The 24,000-nt window shown below is 53.9% G+C and carries 20 protein-coding genes; 8 read left to right on the forward strand and 12 right to left on the reverse strand.

The genetic code is table 11. The annotated features are described in order from the left end of the window. Positions 1-331: 331 nt before the first annotated feature. The 4 genes from ACEW72_RS12115 to ACEW72_RS12130 are packed head-to-tail and all read right to left on the reverse strand — an operon-like array spanning position 332 to position 3,857. Complete coding sequence (locus ACEW72_RS12115) at positions 332-928, reverse strand: ABC-type transport auxiliary lipoprotein family protein (RefSeq protein ID WP_373476645.1); 597 nt, start codon at positions 926-928, stop codon at positions 332-334. Position 929: 1 nt separating this feature from the next. Beyond that, positions 930-1,910, reverse strand: coding sequence for an MlaD family protein (locus ACEW72_RS12120; protein ID WP_373476646.1), 981 nt, complete (start codon positions 1,908-1,910; stop codon positions 930-932). A gap of 42 nt (positions 1,911-1,952) precedes the next feature. Then, positions 1,953-2,741 carry an ABC transporter ATP-binding protein gene (locus ACEW72_RS12125; RefSeq protein WP_373476647.1) on the reverse strand — a complete coding sequence of 263 codons (789 nt, stop codon included), beginning with the start codon at positions 2,739-2,741 and terminating at the stop codon, positions 1,953-1,955. A 3-nt stretch (positions 2,742-2,744) separates the two neighbouring features. Beyond that, on the reverse strand, positions 2,745-3,857 hold the full coding sequence (locus ACEW72_RS12130; RefSeq protein ID WP_373476648.1) for an MlaE family lipid ABC transporter permease subunit: 1,113 nt from the start codon (positions 3,855-3,857) through the stop codon (positions 2,745-2,747). 78 nt (positions 3,858-3,935) lie between these two features. On the opposite strand from ACEW72_RS12130, the gene ACEW72_RS12135 reads away from it, so the two are divergent. Further along, positions 3,936-4,622 carry an HAD family hydrolase gene (locus ACEW72_RS12135; RefSeq protein ID WP_373476649.1) on the forward strand — a complete coding sequence of 229 codons (687 nt, stop codon included), beginning with the start codon at positions 3,936-3,938 and terminating at the stop codon, positions 4,620-4,622. Here ACEW72_RS12135 and ACEW72_RS12140 read toward each other — a convergent pair. Then, entirely contained in the window at positions 4,619-5,920 is a 1,302-nt protein-coding gene (locus tag ACEW72_RS12140; protein ID WP_373476689.1) for a cystathionine gamma-synthase family protein, read from the reverse strand. The genes ACEW72_RS12135 and ACEW72_RS12140 overlap by 4 nt on opposite strands. A gap of 318 nt (positions 5,921-6,238) precedes the next feature. Here ACEW72_RS12140 and ACEW72_RS12145 point away from each other — a divergent pair, with 318 nt between their 5' ends. Then, positions 6,239-7,999 (forward strand): long-chain fatty acid--CoA ligase, encoded by a 1,761-nt coding sequence (locus ACEW72_RS12145; protein ID WP_373476690.1) that lies wholly within the window; start codon positions 6,239-6,241, stop codon positions 7,997-7,999. A gap of 237 nt (positions 8,000-8,236) precedes the next feature. Here ACEW72_RS12145 and ACEW72_RS12150 read toward each other — a convergent pair whose 3' ends face one another. After that, positions 8,237-10,900, reverse strand: coding sequence for a M1 family metallopeptidase (locus ACEW72_RS12150; protein WP_373476650.1), 2,664 nt, complete (start codon positions 10,898-10,900; stop codon positions 8,237-8,239). 27 nt (positions 10,901-10,927) lie between these two features. Then, on the reverse strand, positions 10,928-11,662 hold the full coding sequence (locus tag ACEW72_RS12155; protein WP_373476691.1) for a TlyA family RNA methyltransferase: 735 nt from the start codon (positions 11,660-11,662) through the stop codon (positions 10,928-10,930). A gap of 55 nt (positions 11,663-11,717) precedes the next feature. Between ACEW72_RS12155 and ACEW72_RS12160 the strand changes: the two genes are divergently transcribed. Continuing rightward, positions 11,718-12,251, forward strand: a complete 534-nt coding sequence (locus ACEW72_RS12160; protein WP_373476651.1) for a hypothetical protein — start codon at positions 11,718-11,720, stop codon at positions 12,249-12,251. A gap of 397 nt (positions 12,252-12,648) precedes the next feature. Beyond that, entirely contained in the window at positions 12,649-14,523 is a 1,875-nt protein-coding gene (sppA, locus tag ACEW72_RS12165) for a signal peptide peptidase SppA (protein ID WP_373476652.1), read from the forward strand. Between the two features lie 9 nt (positions 14,524-14,532). Here sppA and ACEW72_RS12170 read toward each other — a convergent pair whose 3' ends face one another. The 5 genes from ACEW72_RS12170 to ACEW72_RS12190 form a co-directional block, all read right to left on the reverse strand. Then, positions 14,533-14,844: a hypothetical protein gene (locus ACEW72_RS12170; protein ID WP_373476653.1), complete on the reverse strand. Its 312-nt coding sequence runs from the start codon at positions 14,842-14,844 to the stop codon at positions 14,533-14,535. Beyond that, positions 14,841-15,377 carry an inorganic diphosphatase gene (gene ppa, locus ACEW72_RS12175; RefSeq protein ID WP_373476654.1) on the reverse strand — a complete coding sequence of 179 codons (537 nt, stop codon included), beginning with the start codon at positions 15,375-15,377 and terminating at the stop codon, positions 14,841-14,843. Before ppa ends, ACEW72_RS12170 begins: the two co-directional genes overlap by 4 nt. A gap of 19 nt (positions 15,378-15,396) precedes the next feature. Continuing rightward, positions 15,397-17,334: a M61 family metallopeptidase gene (locus tag ACEW72_RS12180; RefSeq protein ID WP_373476655.1), complete on the reverse strand. Its 1,938-nt coding sequence runs from the start codon at positions 17,332-17,334 to the stop codon at positions 15,397-15,399. A 271-nt stretch (positions 17,335-17,605) separates the two neighbouring features. Continuing rightward, positions 17,606-19,144 (reverse strand): GMC family oxidoreductase, encoded by a 1,539-nt coding sequence (locus ACEW72_RS12185; protein WP_373476656.1) that lies wholly within the window; start codon positions 19,142-19,144, stop codon positions 17,606-17,608. A gap of 130 nt (positions 19,145-19,274) precedes the next feature. Next, positions 19,275-19,862 (reverse strand): TetR/AcrR family transcriptional regulator, encoded by a 588-nt coding sequence (locus ACEW72_RS12190; protein ID WP_373476657.1) that lies wholly within the window; start codon positions 19,860-19,862, stop codon positions 19,275-19,277. Between the two features lie 103 nt (positions 19,863-19,965). Here ACEW72_RS12190 and ACEW72_RS12195 point away from each other — a divergent pair, with 103 nt between their 5' ends. The 4 genes from ACEW72_RS12195 to ACEW72_RS12210 all read left to right on the forward strand — a co-directional run bounded on the left by ACEW72_RS12195 (position 19,966) and on the right by ACEW72_RS12210 (position 23,953). Next, positions 19,966-20,730: a TetR/AcrR family transcriptional regulator gene (locus ACEW72_RS12195; RefSeq protein WP_373476658.1), complete on the forward strand. Its 765-nt coding sequence runs from the start codon at positions 19,966-19,968 to the stop codon at positions 20,728-20,730. A gap of 225 nt (positions 20,731-20,955) precedes the next feature. Next, positions 20,956-21,975, forward strand: coding sequence for an NAD(P)H-binding protein (locus ACEW72_RS12200; RefSeq protein WP_373476659.1), 1,020 nt, complete (start codon positions 20,956-20,958; stop codon positions 21,973-21,975). A gap of 53 nt (positions 21,976-22,028) precedes the next feature. Continuing rightward, positions 22,029-23,285, forward strand: a complete 1,257-nt coding sequence (locus tag ACEW72_RS12205; protein WP_373476660.1) for a DUF3422 family protein — start codon at positions 22,029-22,031, stop codon at positions 23,283-23,285. Positions 23,286-23,419: 134 nt separating this feature from the next. Beyond that, entirely contained in the window at positions 23,420-23,953 is a 534-nt protein-coding gene (locus ACEW72_RS12210) for a cytochrome c family protein (RefSeq protein ID WP_373476661.1), read from the forward strand. Positions 23,954-24,000: the final 47 nt, after the last annotated feature.

Raw genomic sequence — 24,000 nt, forward strand, 5'->3', positions numbered from 1 at the left:
GCGCGTGAAAAACATTCTTTGCGATATCAAGACCAATGGTAGTAAGTTGTGACACGGACGCCTCCTTTAGATGGTGTTCAACACCTCCATCATGGCACATAAATGCCGCCGGGGGGCGTCCACCCCATCACAACATTCCGGACGTTCCCGAAAACTGCTCGGCTTACCAAAAGCGGCCGTTTGTTCAGCCGCCTCCTTTTTCCCTTTTTCCCCTTCTTTCTTCTAACGAAAAAACGGGCACAACCTATCCACCATGCGCACGGCAATTTTGGAAATCAGGGAAACAGCCCCTTATCTTCATGCCTTCACGTCTTCGTGCGAACCAATATTCCTACCCGACCCACGCGCTGATCTGTCCGGCCACATCGTTGGCGGCGGCGTTGAGGGCGCGGCCGGCTTCGCGGGCGTTGATGACGGTGACCGGTTTTCGCGATTCAAAGCGTTTCTTTTCAACCGTCTGCCCACGGTTGATCTTGACCGCATCATAGACCACCACGGCTTCGGAGGATGCTTCATCAAGGCCGAACTCCAGCAAGCTTCCAGACAGATAAAGCTGTGCCCTTCCACCGGCATCGGTTTCGTTGAGCACCAGCCGGTTGCTCTTGGCCGCGATATTTTCCATCAAAAGCATCTGCATCAGACGCGAAGGTTTGTCGGCCCAGACCGCATCCTTTATATAGGCGATATTGCTGTCGTCGACTTGCACCGGAACGCGGTTCGAGTCGAGTTTGCGTGGGGTTTCGGGCAACAGGACGATCAACGCTTCGCCCGACGCACCACTTTTGCTCGTTCCGCCCGCAACGCTGCTATCCGAGGTCAGCACCAACATCGAAGGCGGGGCCTTGCCGCCGAAACTGACGCAGGCGGACAAGGCAAAAGCGGCGGTGGCGATACAAAGGGTGTTTCGCAAAATCTTGGTCATGGTCATCTCAATTCCGTTTCCGGCTGTCTGGCTTATAGTCCGGCAGGGCGGGCGCGCTGACGACGCCGCCAAGGCCGTTCTGGTCAACCCGCTCGGTCACGGATTTCAGCGAGACCGACAGTTCGCGCAAGTCACGGGCGAGTTGCGTGACCTCCGGCAAGGTTTGTGTATTCAGCGTTTCTATCGCTGGATTGGCGTTGTTCAGCGTTGTTTCCAAAGCAGCAAGGCTGCCATTGGCGGCGCGCAATGTCTTGCGTAATTCCGCCATTATCGGCTTGCCATCGCCGTCGAGCAACTGGTTGGCAGAACCTGCCACCTTGGCCAATTCGTCCGCCGCCAGGCCGGCCTTTTGCAAGGTCAAGCGTGATTCCTGCACCGCCGCGCGCAAGTCAGGTGCCTGCGTTGCCAGCGATCCCGACAGGCTTTCGACATTGTCGAGAATTTGTTCAATCGACTGCTGGTTCTTGTCCGACAGGATATTGGTCAGCCGTTCGGTCAATGTCGACAACCGCTCCAACAAAAGCGGTGCATTGTTGAGCAATTCACCCAGCGCACCCGGCTTCGTTGGGATCACAGGTACACCAGTTGGACAGGCGGATTTTGGGTTTTCTTTGGGACATAAAAGGGCAGGTGCGCCTTTGACGGCTCCATCAAGTTGTATTTCAGAAACCCCGGTAAAACCGACGCCATTGATGGTCGCGACCGTGCCCAGTAAAATCGGCACTTCATCCCTAATCGTTATGCGAACCCGGACGAATTCGGGGTCGGGTTCCCAAAGCTCGATGCTTTCGATTTCACCTACAGGAACGCCGGAAAAGGACACACCCGATCCCTTGGCCAAGCCATTGACGGATTGCTGGAAGAAAATGTCATATTCTTTCTTGCTACCTTCGCCCGCACGCGAAAGCCATACGGTGAACCCGGCGAGCAGCGCGAGCAGCAGCAAAGTGACTGCACCGACAATTACATAATTGGATTTTGTTTCCATCGCCCCGTCTTATGGCCTTCCTAGCAACCGATTGTCCACGACCTATTTGTCGACCCGCTTTGCATGTCCCCTTCGTGCAGCACGCCCGCGTGGGCCGCTGAAATATTCCTTGATCCATGGATGATCGGTCGCCAGCAAATCCTCGATTGGGCCGATCCCGATCACTTTGTGGTCGGCCAGGACCGCAACGCGGTCGCATATTGCATACAGCGTATCAAGATCATGGGTAATCAGGAACACCGTTAGGCCAAGCGTCTCTTTGAGGCTGCGCGTCAGATTGTCAAAATTGGCCGCGCCGATCGGGTCAAGACCAGCCGTTGGTTCATCAAGAAAAAGTAATTCTGGGTCCATCGCCAATGCACGGGCCAATCCCGCCCGCTTCCGCATCCCGCCCGATAGCTCGGATGGATATTTATGTGCCGATTCCGGCGGCAAGCCGCTCAAGTGAATTTTGTAACGGGCTATCTCTTCCAATAGATCGGCACTGAAATCAGGATAAAATTCGCGCAGCGGCACCTGCACATTTTCGGCCACCGTCAACGTCGAAAACAGCGCGCCGCCTTGAAACAATACGCCCCAGCGTCGGCGGACGTCGGTCGCTTCATCCTCTTCCTTGCCGATCATCTCTTCGCCGAACACATGGATATCGCCTGCGGTCGGCTCCTGCAGCCCGATGATCGCGCGCATCAGCACAGACTTGCCGGTGCCCGATCCTCCGACCACGCCCAAAATTTCGCCCTGCCGGACATCAAGGTCGAGGTCCTTATGGATGATCTGGTCGCCAAAGCTGTTGCAGAGCCCTTGCACCGAAATGATGTTGCCGTCCGCCATCGCTTAGTCCCAGCCGATTTCGCTGAAGAACACCGCGAAGAAAGCGTCGAGCACAATGACGAGGAAAATGGCCTGCACCACAGCGGCGGTGGTTTTCAAGCCGACCTGTTCGCTGTTGCCTTCCACCTGCATCCCCTGGAAACAGCCAGCCATTGCGATGATCGCCCCGAACACTGGCGCCTTGATCATGCCGATCCAGAAATCGGTCATCGGCGTCACTTCGCGCAACCGGATGATGAAGGTGGCAGGCGGTATTTCCAGAACAATCCAGCACAGCAGCCCGCCGCCGATGATCGCCATCAGCGACGCATAAATGCCCAGCAACGGCATCATGATTACCGCCGCGATAACGCGCGGCACTACCAGCGCTTCGGCCGGAACGACGCCGATGGTTCGCATCGCGTCAATCTCTTCGGTGATTTTCATCGTCCCGATCTGCGCCGCAAAGGCAGATCCGGAACGGCCGGCGACCATGATCGCGGTCATCAATATACCGAGCTCGCGGAAAGTCAGCCGTCCGATCAGGTTAATCGTAAACACTTCGGCCCCGAACTGCCGCAACTGTACCGCGCCTTGTTGCGCGATGACGATTCCGATCAGGAAGCTCATCAACCCGATAATGCCGAGCGCGCGCACCCCGACCATGTCGAAATGCTGCACAACCGAATGCCAACGGAAACGGCCCGGATGTAGTATCAGGATCGCGGAGGCTTTGACGACCTGTCCCACAAAGCCGAGAAAATGCAAAAGGGTTGAAAAGGCGACGACCACGCCCTCACCAATTTCGCCGAGAAAATGCGCGAGCGTTGATCTGCGCGCTGGCGTAACAGGTTCTGACTGGTCAACGCCACTGACCGCCTCGATCAGACGGGCCGCATCCTTATGCGCGTTGACAATTTGTGCCCCGCTTTGTTTTGCGGTGCGGTATACCAGCCATGCGCCAACGGTATCGATATGAATGACATCGCCCATATCAATCTGTCTGACAGAATCGGAAAGGGCATGCAGACGACTATCCAGATCGCCAATCGATGCGATAGCGAGATTTCCCGAAAAGCGGATGATCGCGCCGCCATCGGGTAGAGTTTCCTGTATAAAGTCTCCAGCGTCAGCCATGCCCCCTTAACTGGCGCATAATCCGAACTATCACAAGCCTGTAGACATTTGCCTGCGGATTGTGCCTGTAGGCGCGGCATGACGACTCCTGCCAAAACCCTGCTCGCCATTTATGACATGGATAAAACGGTCACTCGCCGTGCGACCTATAATGGCTTCCTTTTGCATATGGCATTGAACAAGTCGCCATGGCGATTGGTCCTCGCCCCGCTGCTTCCTCTCGGCCTGGCACTCTATGCGCTGAAGATCTGGAATCGCGCACGGTTGAAGCAGTTCGCGCAGATGTTGTTGATCGGACACCGCGTGCCGGTGGAAAAATTCGCCCGCTATCTGGAAAGCCATGCCGATCTGGTGGTCGGCAGGAATGTCTATCCGCAATTGCGCGAACGCGTCGCGGCGGAAAAGGCGGCCGGATACCGCCATATCATGGCGACCGCATCCTACCGGCTTTATGTCGACGCGATCGCCCATAGGCTAGGCTTTGACGATGTGATCGCCACCAACCTTGCCACCAACAGCAGCGGCCATGTGCTCGCGCGGATCGACGGGCATAATTGCTACGACGCGGCGAAGCTCGACCGCGTCAAGGCGTGGATGCAGACGCAGGGCATAAAGCGCGAAGACTGTCATATCCGCGCCTATTCCGACCATGTCTCCGACGCGCCGCTGCTCAGCTTCGCCGACGAACCTTTCGCCACCAACCCGCACGGCCCGCTTACCAAGATGGCCGAGGCCAACGGGTGGACGATATTGGACTGGCGTTAAACCAGCGCCAGCGCCTGATCGAAATCGGCGATCAAATCATCGGGGTCTTCAATCCCGATCGAAATCCGCACCAGATTGTCGGTGATGCCTAGCGCGTCCTTGCGCTCCTGCGGTACGGACAGATGCGTCATTGCTGCCGGATGGCTGGCGAGCGTCTCGGTACCGCCCAAGCTGACCGCAAGCTTCGCGATTTTCAGCGCGTCCAAGAAGCGGAAGCTCTCCGTCTCACCACCACGGATGAACAGAGAGAAGGTGGAGCCTGCACCGCTGCAATGTCGGTTGTAGATATCCTGCTGCCGCGGATCGTCGATCATGCCGAGATAGCCCAGCCCTTCGACCTTCGGGTGCGCCTTCAGAAAGGCGCAGACCTTCGCGGCATTCTCGCCCGCGCGGGTCATCCGCAATTCCAACGTTTCCAGACTTCGCAACAACATCCATGCGGTGTTGGGGTCACATATAGTGCCGATAACATTTCGCATCGGACGTAGGATGTTGATTAGTGCCTGATTGCCCGAAACACCGCCAGCTACCAGATCGGAATGCCCGCCCGCATATTTCGTCAGGCTATAGACAACCAGCTCGGCGCCCTGCTTGATCGGTTGCTGCCACAAAGGGCCCAAAAAGGTGTTGTCGATGGCAATGGCGGGTTTCTGGTCGCCCGGAAAAGCCGCGTCACGCGACGCACGCACCGCCTCGACATCGACCAGCGCATTAGTCGGGTTGGCGGGGCTTTCCAGATAGACGAGTGCCACCTTGCCGCCCTTTTCCGCTGCCAATGCCTTGGCCCGGTCCATCATGACATCGATCGCCTCACGGGTCGCGCCTGCGGGAAAGTCGAGGAACGACACGCCAAAGCGCGAAAGGATGCGGGCAATCAGCGTTTCGGTCGCCGCATAGAGAGGACCTGAATGGACGATCACGTCATTTTGCCCGACCAGCGCCAACAGCATCGTCGCGATAGCGGACATGCCGCTGGAGAAAACCAGACTGTCGTCCGCCTCGTCCCAGACCGCTAGCCGGTCTTCCAATATTTCCTGATTGGGGCCATTGAAGCGGGAATAAACGAGGCCTTCAGCAGGGCCTTCGCGCTTGCCGGTGATATGCTCAAAAAACCTCTTTCCCGCCGCCGCGCTTTCAAAGGCGAAGGTGGAAGTGAGGAAAATCGGCGGCTTTAGCGAACCTTCCGATAAAGTAGGATCATATCCATGACCCATCATTAATGTCGCAGGCTTTAGCTTGCGCCCACCTATGGTCTCGATATCTGCCTTTGGCTTGCGGCGCGAGGCCGGGGCGGCGATGGGGGGTGAATTGCTGTCTGTCACGTGAATCTCCTGTCACCCTTGTAATAACATTATTCGTTACAATTGAAACTAAATTACGTGAACTTCCGGTCGCTAGTTTCGGCAATTGCGCTTTTGGCCGGTGGTGGATGATCTTGCATAAAGTGGCGCCGTAGAGTGCTGGTTTTTCAAAAGCCTGATTGCGCCGCAAGGCCGGTCGCGCTAGCAATAATGTTCAGGTCGAGTTCCAATAAGGACTGACCTGCATAGTCCAAGGAGAGAATTGTGGCTGCCGAGCAATTTGATGATTTTGACAGCTTCCCCAATCTGGTGTCGATGTTTCTGGCGCGCGCGCGTTTTCGTGGCGACGCACCTTTTCTTTGGAGCAAAAAGGACGGTGCCTGGGAATCGTTAAGCTGGAAGCAAACCGCTCAGCAAGTCGCCGCCTTCGCCAAATCCCTAAGACAAATGGGTTTACAAAAGGGTGATCGGGTCATGCTGGTTTCGGAAAACCGGCCGGAATGGTGCATCGCCGATTTGGGTATCATGGCGGCCGGGTGCATTACAGTTCCCACATATATCACCAATACCGAACGCGATCATCAACATATATTGGACAATAGCGCGTCAAGGGCCGTTATTGTCTCCACGGCCAAGCTTGCAAAAACACTGATGCCGGCCGCGACAAGATCATCCGTAGCGGAATTCATAATTGCGATGGAGCCTTTGCCATCAACCCAGCAAGGTCAATTGTCGATCCACAATTGGGCTGACATGGTAAAGGGCACAGATGCCGACGTCCGCACCACTGAAGCGGCGATGGCCTCTGTTACGCGCGACGATCTAGCCTGCATTATTTATACCAGTGGTACCGGAGGTGCACCGCGCGGCGTGATGCAACAGCATGGCGCTATATTGCACAACGCAGATGGCGCAGCGGCAGTATTGCGCGAAGATTTCGGGTTGGACGAAGAAGAAGTGTTTCTCTCATTCCTTCCGCTAAGCCACGCATATGAACATTCCGGCGGACAGTTTCTACCGATAGGCGTGGGCGCGCAGATTTATTACGCCGAAGGCCTGGAAAAGCTGGCCTCTAATATCGAAGAAACGCGCCCGACGCTCATGGTCGTTGTTCCCCGGCTATTTGAAGTTCTGCGCCAGCGGATGATTAAGGCGGTCGAAAAGCAGGGCAAGTTCCCTAACTATCTTCTCGACAAGGCGCTGACCATTGGGGAGCGCGATTATAAGGGCAAGAAGCGGCTGCGCGATGCGCCCATGCGCGTGCTGTTGTCGCGGACGATCAAGCCCAAAATCAAGGCCCGCTTTGGTGGCCGGATGAAGGCGATGGTATCTGGCGGCGCACCGCTGAACCCCGATATCGGGGTGTTCTTCCAGTCGTTGGGCATCACCTTGCTGCAGGGATATGGCCAGACCGAATCGGGTCCGGTCATTAGCTGCAACCGGCCCAAGGTAGGTTTGAAAATGGATACCGTCGGGCCGCCACTGAAGAATACCGAAGTCAAAATTGCCGAAGATGGCGAAATCCTCGTGCGCGGCCCTCTGGTCATGCGCGGATACTGGCGGAACAAGACCGAGACGGATCGCGTCATTATCGACGGCTGGCTGCACACGGGAGATATCGGTCATATTGATGAGAAGGGCCGGATTGCGATTACCGACCGCAAGAAAGACCTGATCGTCAACGACAAGGGCGATAATATCGCGCCGCAAAAGGTCGAAGGGATGTTGACGCTGCAACCCGAAATCCTGCAGGCGATGGTTTCAGGGGACAAGCGGCCTTATATCGTCGGCCTTATCGTTCCCGATCCCGAATGGACGCTCGAATATTGCCGGGATCAGGACATCAAATGCGATTTTGCCGAACTGAACGACAGCCCACAATTTCGCACCGCGATGCGCGCGGCCGTTGACCGCGTAAATGCGGATTTGTCAGTCACCGAAAAAGTGCGCCAATTCGAATTCACCGATGAACCATTTTCTATCGAAAATGGCGAAATGACGCCGAGCATGAAAATCCGGCGCCATGTCATTCGGGAACGCTATGCCGCGCGGATTAAGGGCATGTATAAGGACTGAACTCGGGGCGCTGAGTTATCCACCTCCTCTCTCCTTTAGGGGAGAGGTACGCAGTCTTTCGGCTTTAGCCGTTAGACGAAGTGGAGAGGGGGAGTTGGCACACACACCTCGCCGTCGAGCCCCTCTCCAACTGCGCCTAGGCCTGTCGGCCAAGGCTTCGTATCCTCTCCCCTGAAGGGGAGAGGTATGGTTTCACGCAAAGACGAAAAGATAAAGGGACTGTCCCCAAATATTCAATCACTGCCCGGCTTTTTGGTCCAGCCATGCCGAAGTTTCGTTCCGGATCCGTGGTTGCGACTTGATGCGTGTCTGGATCGCTGCGATCGCCTGGTCGACAGGTTTGCGTGAATCAGCGGACAGAAATGCCTTGGCGTAGCCATCCAACTTATCAATCATCGCCGGATCGTTTGACCCATAACCGAGCCCTGGAATAAACTCCGACTTTGATGACGTATCGACCAAAGCTTCAACCGCTTCACGATTGGCGAGTGCAAAATCGACGGCGAGGTCCGGATGGTCACCTGAAACGCCGTTAATGATGCTTGCACTCAAGGTTGGGCCGGGTTCCTTTGTCAAAGCAAGGGCAAGCGCCTGTTTCGCCAAGGCCGGGTCGCGGGCAGCACCTAACAGGCGGTACATGGTCGATTTGACCAATTGGCTTTCGGCACTCTGACCAAGTTTGCGTAGTTTATCCCAAGCCTGCTGGTCGGCATTTTGCGCGATAACGCCCAACCATGTGGTGCGAAGCGGACCGTCCAATGCCGCGGGATTTGTATCCAGTTCGTCAAAAAGCCGCTTCGCTTCTGCTACCACGACCGGATCACCCATATAACCCAGCGTGCTGATAAGCGAACTACGCAAATTGGAATCCAGCATCGCGTCCGAAGGAATCGTTTTCATACCGAGCTTGGCAAGTGCGGGACCGAAAAGAGCGCTGGAGAGTTTCGACAACTGGGCCTGACGCGGCGCATCCTTTTCGAAAAGACCATAAAGAAAGCCATAAGTGGACACATTGTCCTCAATGATCCGCTGGCTTGCACTCGCTGGTACCGCATCCACCAGATTCAGCGCCGTCCGCACCGGCTGATATTCGTTAAAGGCAAGACTTTGGCCGTCGTTCAGCAAACCCAGCTGATCGATTGCTGGCAGCTTGGCGAAATCTGTCTGTAGCGCCGCCATCATATCGGGTTGATACAATACGCGGTAATAGCCGCTTTGTCCGGCGTTGACGATTACTGTACCACAGCCTTCAACGACCAACGAACCGGCGCCGTTTGACACGACGGTCTTACCAGGCTTTTGACCGATAACTTGTGCAATAACCGGAACATTCCAGCGCTGGGGCTTGGCCGATGTTTCCGCTTTGCGATCACGCGAAAATTCGCTTTGCGATAACGTCAATTGCGTCGAGCCATTTACGCATTTTGCAGACGCGACCTCGATCAACGGAACGCCGGGTTGCTTGGTGAAGTCGTGCGCGATTTGTACCAGACCCTTTGCGCCTGCCGCTTCGACCGCGTTCCACAAATCATCGGTGCGGGTGTTCGCATAAGCGTGCTTCTTCATGTACGCCCGCAATCCATCGCGCCAGACGTTTTCGCCGGCGAAAGCTTCCAGCATGGTGATGACAGCCTCACCCTTTTGGTAGGCGATCGCATCGAATGCCTGGCTTGTCTGTTCGACCGTTGAGATTTTCTGGATGACGGGATGGGTTGTCACATAAGCATCGAGGCCCATCGCCCCTTCGCGGCCGTTTACGCGGCCCAGTTCGCTCTGCCAGTCAGGATTGAAATGTGCCGTCGCCTTGCTCTCCATCCAGCTGGCGAAACCTTCATTTAGCCAAAGATCATCCCACCATTCCATCGTGACAAGATTGCCGAACCATTGGTGGGCAATTTCATGCGCGTCGGTGGAGAAAATCCCCTGCCGTGTGCGGGCGCTGGTAATTTTGGGGTCATTCAACAACACCCGTTCAAAAGTGAAAATCGCGCCCCAATTTTCCATCGCGCTGAAAAACTGGCTTTGTCCAGGTCCGGCGACATTGTCCAATTTGGGAAGCGGATAGGGGGTGTCGAAATAATCGTTATAATAGGCCACCAGCTTTGCCGATGCGTCGAGGGCGTATTCGCCTTTGGGGCCGTTTCCTTTACCAACAATAACGCCGACTTCGGTTGGCCCGACCTGTTTTGTGATACGGTCAAATTCGCCAAGCCCGAAAAACAACAGATAGGTGGACATTTTTGGTGACGTGCCGAAGCGGACTTCGGCTAGCCCGTTACCAAGATCGCGACGTGCGGCGACCGGCATATTGCTAACCGCCATTTGCTCGGCAGGGACGGTCGCGGTCAAATCAAAGGTTGCTTTGTAATTTGGTTCATCCCAGCTGGGCACGAAACGGCGGGCGTCTGGTGCTTCGAACTGGGTGAAAAGCGCGCGCTTTTCGATTCCTTCAGGGTTTTTGTAATCCAGTGCGAACAGGCCGTTCGCCTGTTGCAGGATTTTTCCGGAATAATCGATATTTAGCGAATAGCGACCTGCAGCCAGCTTGCGACCAAAGCCAATAGTGGCGGTCTGTGCTGCGGCATCGATGGACGAAGTGGCCACCATCGCAGCAGCGCGGCCCTTGGCGACAGTTACCTTGCGGATTGCGATATCGGCGGCGTTTAGCGTTATGCTGTCGCTGTCTTCGTTCAAGACAAATTCGATCAGCACATTTCCATCGAAGCTAAGCTTTTCTGCGTTCGGTGTAACGGTGATGCTGTAATGCAAAGGGGCTGCGTTGCGCGGCAGTTGCGACGGCACCTCGGACTTTACCATTTTTGCCGGGGCTGCGATACTTTGGCTGACCGGTGCCAAGGCTAGTAAAGCAACGGATGCTGCGAATGCGCGACGTTTTTTCATTTCATGCTCCCCGGAAAATTACAGGCGTCAGCACTTCTGCGCCCAGATTAGAAATTCGACATTGCCTTGCGGCCCTGTGATCGGGCTGGTGGTCAGGCCACAAATAGTCCAGTTTTTTTCGACCAACCACGCTTTCACTTCGTCACAAACGCGGTGATGAACGGCTTCGTCGCGCACGACGCCACCTTTCCCAACTTCGCCGCGTCCCGCTTCGAACTGGGGTTTGATTAAAGCGACCAATTGCGCGCCTGTTCGGGCAAAGCGTAAAGGCGTTTCGAGAACTTTGGCCAGACTGATAAAACTTGCGTCGCACACGATGATATCGATAGCTTCAGGAATATGGGTTTCGGTCAAAATCCGCGCACTGGTCTGTTCATGCACAATGACGCGCTCGTCCTGACGCAGTTTCCAGGCCAGTTGGTTGGTTCCGCTGTCAACCGCATATACCCTGGCCGCGCCGTTGGCCAAAAGAACATCTGTAAATCCGCCAGTAGAGGATCCGACATCCATCGCCACGGCATCCGCCACGGAAATGGAAAATTCATCAAGGGCGTGCGCCAATTTGATGCCGCCACGCGATACCCAGGGGTGATCGCTCCCCTTGACGGTCAATTCCGTGTTTTCGGCGACTTGCTGTCCGGGCTTTTGCACTTTCATGTCGCCAATAAAAACATGCCCAGCCATGACGAGTGCCTGTGCACGCGTCTTGCTCTCCGCCAGATTGCGGTCCACGATAAGCTGGTCCAAGCGTATTTTTTTAATCGCCATGCCTCAGGGCGCTAGCGGAATGGAGTGGTTTTGGCCATAAGCTGTGGCCATGAAGTTGCATTACGCCCTATTTGCTGGTCTGCTCGCATTGTCCGCTTGTGCGCCACCCCCGCCACCTGCTGCCCCAGCACCCGCGCCGGTGTCGCTGCCTAAGCCAGTTGTTCCTGCTGCACAGCCGACTCGCCCCGCGGGCGACTGGCCCGATTGGCCGCTTGCTGCGGGGGATTGGGTCTATCGGCGCGATGACCGCGGATCGCTGGCGCTGTTCGGGCCTGCGGGGCAGAATGCGACAGTTACCCTGCGCTGTGATACTACCCGACGCCGGATCTTTCTGGCGCGTGCTGGCGCGGGTCCTGCTGGTCGCATCGTCGTTCGCTCGAGTTCAACCATGAAAGAATTCGCAGGCAGCCCGACCGGCGCAACACCGCCTTATCTGGCGACTGAAATACTGCCAACAGATCCAATATTGGATGCCATGGCGTTCAGCCGTGGCCGCATTGCACTTGAGGTCGATGGGCAGCCATCCATAGCCATACCATCATGGGCTGAAATAACACGAATTGTCGAGGATTGCCGCGGTTGATCGTTTTTGAGCGGAACCCCGATATTTGCCGGAAAAAAAATAAAATACAAGTCTTGTTTCCAAACTTTGTTTGATTCACTTATCGAGTCGCGGAGGGCAGAAAAATGTTTGATGCAAGCAATTTCCATTCAACGAAAGGAGGTGATCCGATGTCTCATGGTTCAGTTAAGAGGTCGGGCATTCCGTTCGGGAGATCGGCCGCTGATTAAATCAGCGATGCCGGTCACGGCATGAAAGCAACTTCCGGCAGCGGCACATCCGACCGCTGACCCATGTTTAAGGGCCGCTGGAGTTTCTCCGGCGGCCCTTTTCTGTAAATCCGTAGCTGTTGGTCGAATGAGCGCTTTAAATTGTAAGCTTAACGCCTACATGCGTGGAGTATATCAAAGGGTAATTTATGACTTTTTTGCGGATCAGCTGGAAATTGATTGTAGGCCTCAAGGACCTGCTGGTTTTAATGTTATTATTGCTGTTTTTCGCAGCGCTGTTCGCGGTACTGAGCGCCAGCCCGAACCCTGCTATGGTAAGGGAAGGGGCGCTTTGGTTGAAGTTCGACGGAGTAGTATCTGAACAACCGGCCGAAATTGATCCGCTAACTGCGCTTACGTCAACATCTGTTCCCGTGGGAGAAATCAGGCAGCGCGATATCATCCGGTCACTAAAAATCGCCGAAACGGACAAGCGTATCAAGGCAGTTGTGCTTGATATGGACCGTTTCCTGGGCGGCGGGCAGGCAAGCCTTTCGGCCATCGGTGACAGTCTGGAGCGCGTCAAAAAAGCAGGCAAGCCGGTTTATGCGTTTGCAACGGCTTATTCGGATGACAGCTATCTATTGGCGGCGCACGCAACGCAAATCTGGATGGATCCATTGGGGGGAGCAATGCTGACCGGCCCCGGCGGGACGCAACCTTATTATAAGGGCTTGCTCGACCAATTGGGCATCAAGGCCAATATCTACCGCGTGGGAACATATAAAAGCGCGGTTGAGCCTTACATGCGGTCCGACCAATCACCGGAATCGAAGGTCGCGATTAAAGCGGTCTATGATGAAATCTGGGGCCAATGGAAAACCGACGTGGCCAAGGCGCGACCGCAGGCCCAATTTGCCGGAATGCTAGCCGATCCGGCGGGTTCAGTGGAAAATGCCAAAGGCAACATGTCGCAATTGGCGATAGCTAACAAGCTGGTCGACAAATTGGGAGATCGCGTTGCCTTTGGCAAATTTATCGCGACGAAGGTCGGCGCCGATGACAATAAATCCACTGGGGGATTTGCGGCAACACCAATGGATGCCTTGTTGGCAAGTTATGGCCCGCCTAGTGCGGGAGAAGCTATCGGCGTCGTAACCATAGCTGGAACCATCGTCGACGGAGAAGCCGGGCCAGGAACCGCTGCCGGCGACACGATTAGCGGCCTGATTTACGATGCGCTGGACAACAAAGATTTGAAAGCGTTGGTCGTCCGGGTGGATTCGCCGGGCGGATCTGTGACAGCATCCGAGAAAATCCGGCTTGCGATAGAAGCGGTCAAGGCGAAGAAAATACCCATAATTGTGTCGATGGCCAATTTGGCCGCAAGCGGCGGTTATTGGGTTTCGCTGCCAGCCGATGTGATCTTTGCCGAACCGTCTACGATTACAGGTTCGATTGGCATTTTTGGCGTTATTCCCAGTGCTAAAGCGGGTCTTGCGAAAATTGGGGTGACTGCTGACGGTGTAAAAACCACGGCATTATCGGGTGAACCCGACGTGCTGGGCGGATTCAGCTCAGAATTTGACCGCGTTGCACAAAGCGCGATTGAAAACGGCTATCGTGATTTTATAAGCCGCGTTGCAACGGCGCGTAAAAAAACCCCGGAACAGGTCGACGCCATTGGCCAAGGCCGTGTTTGGGCAGGCGGAACGGCGCGGCAGCTTGGCTTGGTGGATCGCTTTGGTGGAATGGATGAGGCACTGGCAGAAGCGGCGAAAAAAGCAGGGCTGGAAACCGGTGGATGGCATGCCTTATATATCGAACCGCAAACCAGCTTTGCCGGGGCATTGTTGGGCGGATTAATGCCGAAACGGGCCGGTGTGTCCGCACCTGTCGACATATTCGCACACGCCGCATGGCAGCAACACATGTTCTTGCAGCGGGTCGCGGCTGATCTTGAAATGCTGGTGGGTGTAAAGGGTGTGCAGGCCCATTGTCTGGAATGCGCTGATTTCGCGCCGCCGCGTGCAGCCAAAGCGGATGCAGGGTGGCTGGCGAGCCTGGCCAGACTTTTTAGCTAGGTCCTGACCCTAAGCTTTAACGGCACAAATTAAACCGGACGAGCTGACGACGCCCAAAATTTCAGGGTCCTGCAACGAACGCGTCCGTTTAAGAAATTCGTCCACCGATAGCTTGCGAACATCCTTATCGCGCAATTTCTTCAAGCCCGATAGCTTGTTAAGCTGAATAAGCGAGAGCCGGTCCACCATTCTATCGGCCATGCAGGATGCAATTGGCTTTGATAGCCCTGCGTCCATCAATGCTGTCCGAACACGCGTTTCAGGCGTGGCACACGCAGACAGCATCATGACCACCAAAATCGGACCGGCCCATCGCATCATTTTTTATTGTCCTGTTCGCGTTGGATAGCTTCCAGCAGAACACGGCGCGCTTCATCTGCGTCGCCCCATTTACCGACACGGACCCATTTTTCAGGTTCGAGATCCTTGTAATGCGTGAAGAAATGCTCGATCTGTTGCATCACGATTTCAGGCAGATCATCGCTTTCGGTAATGTTGCGATAATATGGGAATGTCGCATCAATCGGAACGCACAGCAATTTTTCATCACCGCCATGTTCATCTTCCAGATTCAAAACAGCGATGGGACGGCAGCGCACAACACAACCCGGCATAAACGGCGATCGGGCGATGACTAGGGCATCCAACGCGTCGCCATCAGGTGAAAGGGTATGCGGTATGAAACCATAATTTGCAGGATAGCGCATAGGTGTATGCAGGATGCGGTCGACAAACAAAGCACCGGAAGCCTTGTCGAATTCATACTTCACCGGCTCACCGCCGATTGGAACTTCGATGACAACGTTGATATTTTCGGGCGGGTTTTCGCCGGTAGGGATCATATCGATACGCATGGGAGAATGCTTTCCTAGATTATTTATTGGTCCTCCGCGGAGCCAGCAAACGATCTATCGCCGTTTCACCTTTGCCCACAGATTCGAGGTGCGGATAGCGTAAACCGCCGGAATAGGCGATGTCTATTTGCTCAAATCTTTTGCTGCGCTCAACGATGAGCCTGATTGGCGTCTTTCCGTCCTTCGCCAAGGTGACCGCTTCGGTCAGGCGATCTTTCGAAAAAGCGAGTCCACCCACGGACAGGATTTTTGCGCCATTTACAATGTCCGCCTTAAACGCCGGCCCATTCCACATGACAAAATTTACCTTGCCTTCTTTATCAATTGTCAGGCCGAGCGAGTGTGTCAAATCGGTGCCGCCGCCCTCTTTCATCCGCTCTTTGTCAAAAATATTTGGCTCTTCTTTCCAGACAAGCCGATATCCGCCCTTTTCAAAGCCGGTAAGCGGCGCAGGCTGACCGGCTTTACGAATTTTTGAATCGAGAAACGCTGCCCAGTCGTAAGGCTGAACCGCATTTAGCGTGCGGACGACTTCGTCAAAGTCATATGTCAGAACGCCCCAATCCGCATCGCGCACGCCAAAAAAGGCTTTGGCAAAATCATCGAGCGACTTGGTATTTTTGGAGAGCTCCCGGATAGTCATGTCAGCGGCCAGCCAGACCAAGGAGCCTTCATTATAATAATCCTCGCCGCGTGCCTGACTGGAAAATGGCTTGGATTTACGGGCACCAAATATGGGATCATGCGTTGTATCTTCGACTGAACGCCAGTCGCGACCGGGTTGCTCGGCATAGAATCCAGCATATTTCGCCCATTCGGCAAGTACCATTTCCTTGGACTGCAATCCCGATCGAGCCGCAAGAACAAGGTCCCAATAGCTCGTCTGGCCTTCATATACCCAGAGCAGATTGTCGCGCATCGGGGTGGAATAATTGGGTGTCCACATTTCGGCCGGACGGCGGAATTTACCGTTCCAGCTATGGGTCAGTTCATGCGGCAACAAACCGCGTTCGGAACCATTGTCGGCCCAGCCCTCAAAATAATCGGTCTCGCGGCTGTTTTCCGAACTGCGATGATGCTCCAGCCCGATACCGCCCAATTCCTCGGTCAGCGCCAGAAGAAATTCGTAGCGGTCGAAATGCTTGGAGCCGAACAGAATGAGCGCCTCATCCACCATCGCCTTATGTGCTGCAATATGCTCGGGCTTGGCGTCCAGGAATTTGGCTTCATCAGCCCACACATTCAAAGTCACCTTATTGCCCAAATCCCATTTGCGATAATGGGGTCCGGCGAACATCGGGCTGTCGACCAGGGTTTCATAGCTTGTCGTGGCATAATCGATGCGGTTGCCCGTCACCTTGCCGCCGTCCAATGCCGCAACGCCGGTCCAGCCGGACGGAAGGGTGATCGACGGTTTTACCTCGATCGCCCGCGTAAAGTGACCGGCGGGGTAGAGCGAAACCTGTTCCCATTGCACATTCATCATAGCGGGCGTCACCACGATGCGCCCTTCGCTCTCGCGCACGGGCGAGGTGAATTGGAATTCGACCTCGACCGACTTTGTTCCTGTGGGCGTGTCGACATGGAATGCGTAAACCTCGACGGGATCACGCGTCCAGTTGAGGAGCTTTCCACCGGCGCGGACCTTCAGGCCCGTCATTTCGGCCAAAGCACCTCGCGGACCATGCTTGCCCGGCAACCATTGGGGATAAAGCAGGATGAGCGGCTTGCCCGATTCCAACGGAATGGTCTGCTTTACCCTGAAAATGGCCCGCGCGACATCGGTCGCATCCACTTCCAACACCATGGGGGCGGGCAGGGGACGGTCTTCGGGTTCAGGGACCCGGTCAATAATTGGTACGGGCTGCGGCGCGCTTTTCTGGGCAAAGGCCGCAGAAACAAAACTTGAGGAAAGGGCGAGTGCGGCAAGTGCGCGCGTCAATGTGCGTGAATTCATGGACGGGTTTTGGCGGATGTGATTGCGCGCGTCCAGTGGAATGTGAGAAGGATTATGACGATGCTGTTGGGTATAAGCCGCTTCTAGCGTCCGAAATGTAGCTTTGGGGAATACAGCGCTTCTTCTCGAAAATTTAGGCAGCGGAATAAAAAAATTTGGCCCGTCCGTCAAAAAACAACTGGGGAGCTGCGACGGACGGGCCTTGGGACCGTCATTGGCAATAACCAAATGGGAAGTTCTGCTGTGACGATACCAATCTGAAAATTTTTCTTCATGCTCCTTTGGCGATGAATTCTGCGGCGCGTGATGCAATCATTGCGATTGCGGCATTGGGGTGACCGCGAACAAGTTGCGGCATTACCGAAGCATCTGCGATCCATAAGCGATCCAGACCATGCACTTTTAGTCGTGGCGAAACGACGCCGTCACCAGCGCTGCCGATGCGGCAAGTTCCAGCCGGATGATAGACGGTCTGAAGGTTCCGGCAGATTTCGGCAAACAGCGCGTCATAATCTTTGATGTCGATGCCCGGTGACTGTTCCACAGACACATGATCGCTGAACGAAGATTGTGCGGCAATTTTCCGCGCAAGCAAGACCGCGGCGATCATAGCCTTGCGATCCAGCCCGTCTTTGTCGGAAAAGAACCCAAAATCGATTTTTGGCGGCACTTGAATATGCCGCGTGGTCAGTGAAACTGAGCCGCGCGAATGCGGTGCGACAATCGCCGCGCCGATGGAAAAGCCGTGAATTGCGGGTGGCTGCAATGCTTGTTCGCGCCATTCAAATGGTGCGAAAATCAATTCAATATCAGGCGCTGACAATTTGTCAGAAGAACGCGCAAAGGCAATTGCTTCGGCCGCATTGGAGGCCAGTGGGCCTGATTTTTTGAAAATATATCGCAGCAGATTGGCGGGCGATTCTGCCGATTTATAGGTATCGGAATGCGTCGTCTGGAAAACCGTGACCATCATCGGATGATCTTGCAAATGCTGCCCCACATGCGGCGAGTCGCGATATGTCTCGATACCCAATGCCTGCAGGCTTGCCGCGCCACCAATACCGGACCGAAAGAGCAAAGCTGGGGTTTCAATTGCACCCGCCGCTAACACCACGCCAGCCTTGGCGCGCGCAGCGTTTCGTCCTTGAGGCCCGTCCATCATCACACCGACGGCTGACCCGTTTTCGGTAATCAAATTGCTTACGGTCATGCCAGTCAATGTAACCAGATTACGTCGCCGCATCGCGGGTTTCAGATGGCTGTCGTAGACGCTGTATCTTTTGCCGTTCCGCACATTGCAATGCGATATCCACGCGCCTTCGTATCCGCCGCCATTATAGGAATCGCCCGAATTCCCGATGACCGACCTGGCGGCGTCGACGAAATCGCGCGCAGCGGCATGGGCATGACTGTTAGGTGCACACTCCATCCTTTCGTCCATTTTTGCGAAAATGGGGGATACGCTGTCCCATCCCCAGCCGGTTGCTCCGGATGCGGCCCATGCGGCGAAATCATCGGGATGACCCCATTGATGGATCATCGCATTCATATTCGCGCTGCCGCCGAGCATTTTACCCCGTGGGATGTAAATTTGACGCTTTGATGGCCCACACCCGGGCGCGCTCTCATAATTCCAGTCACAACCGCTTTTGAAAAGCTTAGCAAAACCTGCGGGGATTTTGATGAAAGGACTACGCGGCTTGCTACCTGCTTCCACAAGTAGAACCTGATTCCTGCCATTGGCAGACAGCTTGTCCGCCAGCACACAGCCAGCGGTCCCTGCACCGACAATGATATAGTCAACAATCACCAACAAGCTCCGGCTGGATGAAAAATTGCGAATGCTGCAACAACAACTCGCCGCAGATCTAACGCTCACCCAGGAGCGCGTATTACATAGTAATACTATCTTTGTAAATATGATTCACTGGGACTTGGGCTTAATGGAGGGCAATCCATTGTTCCAAAATTGCTTTGACTGTATCTATAATATCATCTTCGACAACAAATGGGTCCTTGCGGGCCAGTGCGAAGCAGGATTCATTCAGCAATCCAAGCAACGTGAGGGCCGTTGCCCGTAAACGGGATTGTGACACCGGAGTGTTGCCGACCAGTAACTGCAACGCAGGTTCAATTGATTGGATAGCAATACCTGTATCGATTTCCTTCCATTGCAAATGCCCCAATATGCCAGGAGCGTCGATCAGGACGATTCGTAAGTATTCCGGTTGCTGCGATAGTCGAAGCGACGCCCGTGCGCCGGCTAGGAAGCGCTGCATTCCATCAGTTTCGACAATAGCAGTTTTGAAGACTTCGCTGTCGAATTCAATTTGTAGTTGCTGCACCACCTCGGCAAACAGTTCCTGCTTGCCTTTGAAATGATGAAAAAATGCCCCCTCGGTAACACTTGCATAGCGCGCAATTTCGTTCGTTGTAGAATGCGCGTAGCCTTTTTCTGCGAAAAGCACGCGTGCCGCCCTGACAATATTCCCCCGAGTGATGGCTGCATCAGCGGCGCTTCGCTTCATAGCCAACCTCCTCCTCTCTCCAAGGATAACATTTTCATAGTAATGCTATGTAGTCAATCAAAGTTTTTGCCAAAATGGAGTGAATTCTTCAAGTATAATAATAATGAATTTTGACGTTGGCTGCGTATCGCTTCCCCTAGAATCCCAACATTTTTCGGTGTTTCCGGGGTCTGGTCATGTAAAATGGTCCGCTGCGCTCATAAGAAAGGGCCAAGTTACACTTGACCGCAATGCAACACTATTATTAAAGGCAGTCATGGGGAAGAAAAGCGCTGCGGAAGCTGCAAAAACTAGAAAATTGATTGTATCTACAGCGCGGGCATTGTTTGCCGAGCTTGGATTCGCCGGGGCGACAACAAGTCGAATCGCGAAAACAGCAGGGTTGACCGAAGGCGCGTTTTTTCATCACTTCAAAGATAAAAAGGCGTTGTTCGCCGAAGTGGTAAAAAACCTGCAGCGTGAGTTCGCGTATGAAGTCGTCTTGCGCGGTAGAGAGGGAACTAACGCCCTTGAAAGATTCATGATTGGCACCCGCGCATCCATCGAGCTTTCGCAAAAGCCCGAATATTTGCGACTCGTATTGATCGAGGCACCAACTGTCCTGGGCGGGAGTAACTGGCGCGAGATTGATGCCATCACCTCACTTTCGGTCATCGAACCCGCGCTTGCCGCCATCGCCGGGCGTGAGGATATCGAAATCCGTCAAATCCGGCCGATGGCGCTGCTGACATTGGGGCTGCTCACCGAAACCGCCTTTGCCCTCGTCCGAAGCGATGGCACCATTACGGTCGATGACGTGATTGAGGTATTGGAAATGTCAATTAGCAACTGGCTGAAACGCGTACAGCCGAAATCAGAAGCCAAATAAAACAGCGCGCAAGTCTATCCATTGCGAATGAAAGCATAGTTCGCAAAATAATTGGAATAAATTAACGTTCCTGACGGTCGGCTATTACAAGAATACTGCAAAGCGAGCGCGAGCTCGATTTTGTCTGAACGCCTTTTTTTAAGATCTATCGATATTTGCATTACGCTTTCGGTAAGGATAGGAAATCACTACCCAAAAATTTCTGGTAAGGAATAATTTCGGATATTGTTGCAGTCAGGCTTTCATAACCTCAACGTACCTAAGCGTGTTTTATTACTTGGCGCGACCGGCACAATTGGCCTTGCCACAGCTAATGCCTTAGCAAACCGGGGTCATGAAGTTATTTGCCTGGTCCGTAACCAGTCCGGCAATAAATTGCCTCATAGTTCGCTCCGGCAACTTTCAAAGTTGGACGGCATTCAGATCAGATTTGGAGATGTAACCGACCTGAAATCTATAACTGAAAATGGATTTTGCGGTGAAAAATTTGATGCTGTTGTTTCATGTCTGGCTTCCAGAACCGGCGCGGCGAAAGATGCGTGGGCAATTGATTATCAGGCACATTCCAACATTTTAGCGACTGCAAAGGCCACCGGTGTGCAGCAATTTATTTTGCTGTCGGCTTTATGTGTACAAAATCCGAAATTGGCGTTTCAATTTGCCAAGTTAGCCTTTGAAAAGGAACTGATGGAATCGGGTATCACTTATTCGATAATCCGGCCGACCGCCTTTTTCAAATCTCTATCAGGGCAGGTGGAGAGGTTAAAAAAAGGGAAGCCATTTTTGCTATTTGGCGATGGCACAATGACGGCTTGCAAACCGATAAGTGATCACGATCTCGCGGCGTATCTTGTCGATTGCATAAGTGGTGAACATTGCCACAATCGTATCCTGCCGATCGGTGGCCCCGGTGCTCCAATAACGCCCAGACAGCAGGCGGAAGTTCTATTTGAACTGCTTGGCAAACCCTTGCGCGTCCAAAGCGTTCCTATCCGGTTGCTTGATGTGCTTGTTGTTGGCTTTGAAATGCTAGGACGCGGCATTCCATATTTTAGGCAAAAGGCCGAACTTGCAAGAATTGGCCGTTATTATGCCACTGAGTCCATGTTGGTTTTAAATCCGGAAACCAATTCTTATGACGCACAATTGACGCCTTCGACCGGACGCGAGAGCTTGCGGGAGCATTACCAACGAATAATAAATGGCGAGGCGTCTATCGATCTTGGCGAGCATTCAGTTTTTTAGGCAATTCTTGTCCTGACCCTAGACTTTAGGCTCGTTATATCGGATAGTTTTGTATGTCCTTTACAGAACATCCCTTGCGCCGATGGGCAGTTGACGAAATGCGTTTACGGCGCTTTGCGCCGGTCAGCCAACATTGCGACATTTATCAAGTGGTCCGCCTGATCAACCAAGGCGAACGGCCCGACGAAGATGGATGGTTGATTACAAACAGGCCTGAATTTGACGAATGGACTTTGGCATCCCGGCACGGTTCAGGTCATACAAATTCGGGCATACATTTTCTTTGGGAACGGCACACCGAAGCCAGTACGTTGACACTTATCCTGCCCGTCGATTGCCCTAATGATTTACGAATGCGTTATATCCAATGGCTTGAACAGTGGCCAGGCGGTGTCATTCGGGCGACGCAGATATTGGTTATTCCCGACACCAGCCAGATTGAAGCCGATCTTGAACGCATCGGCATTTCCACACTTGAAATGGTATGTTGCGACATCAATTCAGGTCTACGTATCTGGTCGGATTTCAGCATACATAGCGATGGCTACGGGCGGCTTCTCGTTTCCGCAGGTGACGTAGAAGATGGCGAGCGCGGCCGGATTATTCAGCGCGTCCAAGAGCTTGGTAATTACCGGAACCTTGCGCTGCTCGGCTTTCCTATTGTCCAGGAGCATGGCCCGCAGTTGGATCTTCTCGAACAGAAATTGTCTGAACACGCCAAGCGGGTCGCAGTCGCGGATCAGGATGATGAAGCTCTGCTCGATCAACTTGCCGCAATTTCTTCCGAGCTGGAGGTTATTCGTTCAGCCACCAGTTTCAGGTTGAGCGCTACAGCAGCTTATGCGGAGGTTGCCGCTGATCGACTGGCCGCTCTTAATGTCCAGTCGGTGGCAAATTATCAAAGCTTGACCGATTTTACCGAACGTCGGCTTGTTCCGGCATCGCGGACGTGCTCGGTATTCCGGCAGAGACTGAGTCATATCGCCGAACGTATTTCCGGCGTGATGCACACACTGGATGTGCGTATTGATAGCCGAATCAAAGCCCAGAATCTTAGCCTGATGCAATCAATGGAGCGATCAACGCAACTACAGTTCCGCTTGCAAACCTTGGTTGAAGGACTGTCAGTGATTGCAGCGGCTTATTATTTGGTGGGATTGATTGCTTATGTCGCCAAGGGCGTCGCAGCGTTTCCCAACGGACCATCTTACGAGCTGTTCGTTGGGGCGATAACATTTCCCGTTGTCCTTATAATATATGCTTTTGTGCAATATTTGCGAAATAAAGTTCTGAAAGAGACGGGGAAGTGAAATGCCCGTATTTTGGTGCAATGAAGCGCCAAACATATTGTCTTTTCAACGCGCTTTATGTGGGATAAGTGTTGTTATGGGTTGGATACGTAAATATTGACTATACTGTCAATTGACACGGGATAGGAGAGAATATGGTCAAGAAACATACATTAGCTGCGGTCGTCGCATTGTCAGCGTTTGTCGCAGCTTGTTCTGGTGGTTCGGAATCGAGCGAAACGGAAAAAACTGCTGAAGCACCCGCCCCTGCGGCTGCACCCGCTGCAGCGCCAGCTGCACCGGCAGCCGCACCCGCCGTAGCGGCTGGAACGCCCGCTATTGATGATGTGTCGACGTTGGACGGTACCACTTTAGCAAGCTTTACAGGTGACGCAGCCGCCGGAAAATTGGTCTTCGCGCAATGCCGTACCTGTCATGTGACCGATGCTGGTGTTAACAAAACCGGTCCTTCACTTGCCGGCATTATTGGCCGCAAGTCAGGCAGCGTTGCTGGCTTCAATTATTCGCCAGCCAACGCAGCTAGTGGTGTAACCTGGACCAAAGAAAAATTGTTCCAATATTTGGAGAAGCCACAGCGGGTGATTCCAAAGACCAAGATGATTTTCGCCGGATTGCCGGACGCGCAAAAGCGGGCCAACGTGATCGCTTATCTCGAAAACCCAAGCTAAATTCTGCGTATATGAATATGAAAAAGGCCGGGTCATCGCCCGGCCTT

Source organism: Sphingorhabdus sp. (genome assembly GCF_041737645.1).
Lineage (GTDB): Bacteria > Pseudomonadota > Alphaproteobacteria > Sphingomonadales > Sphingomonadaceae > Sphingorhabdus_B.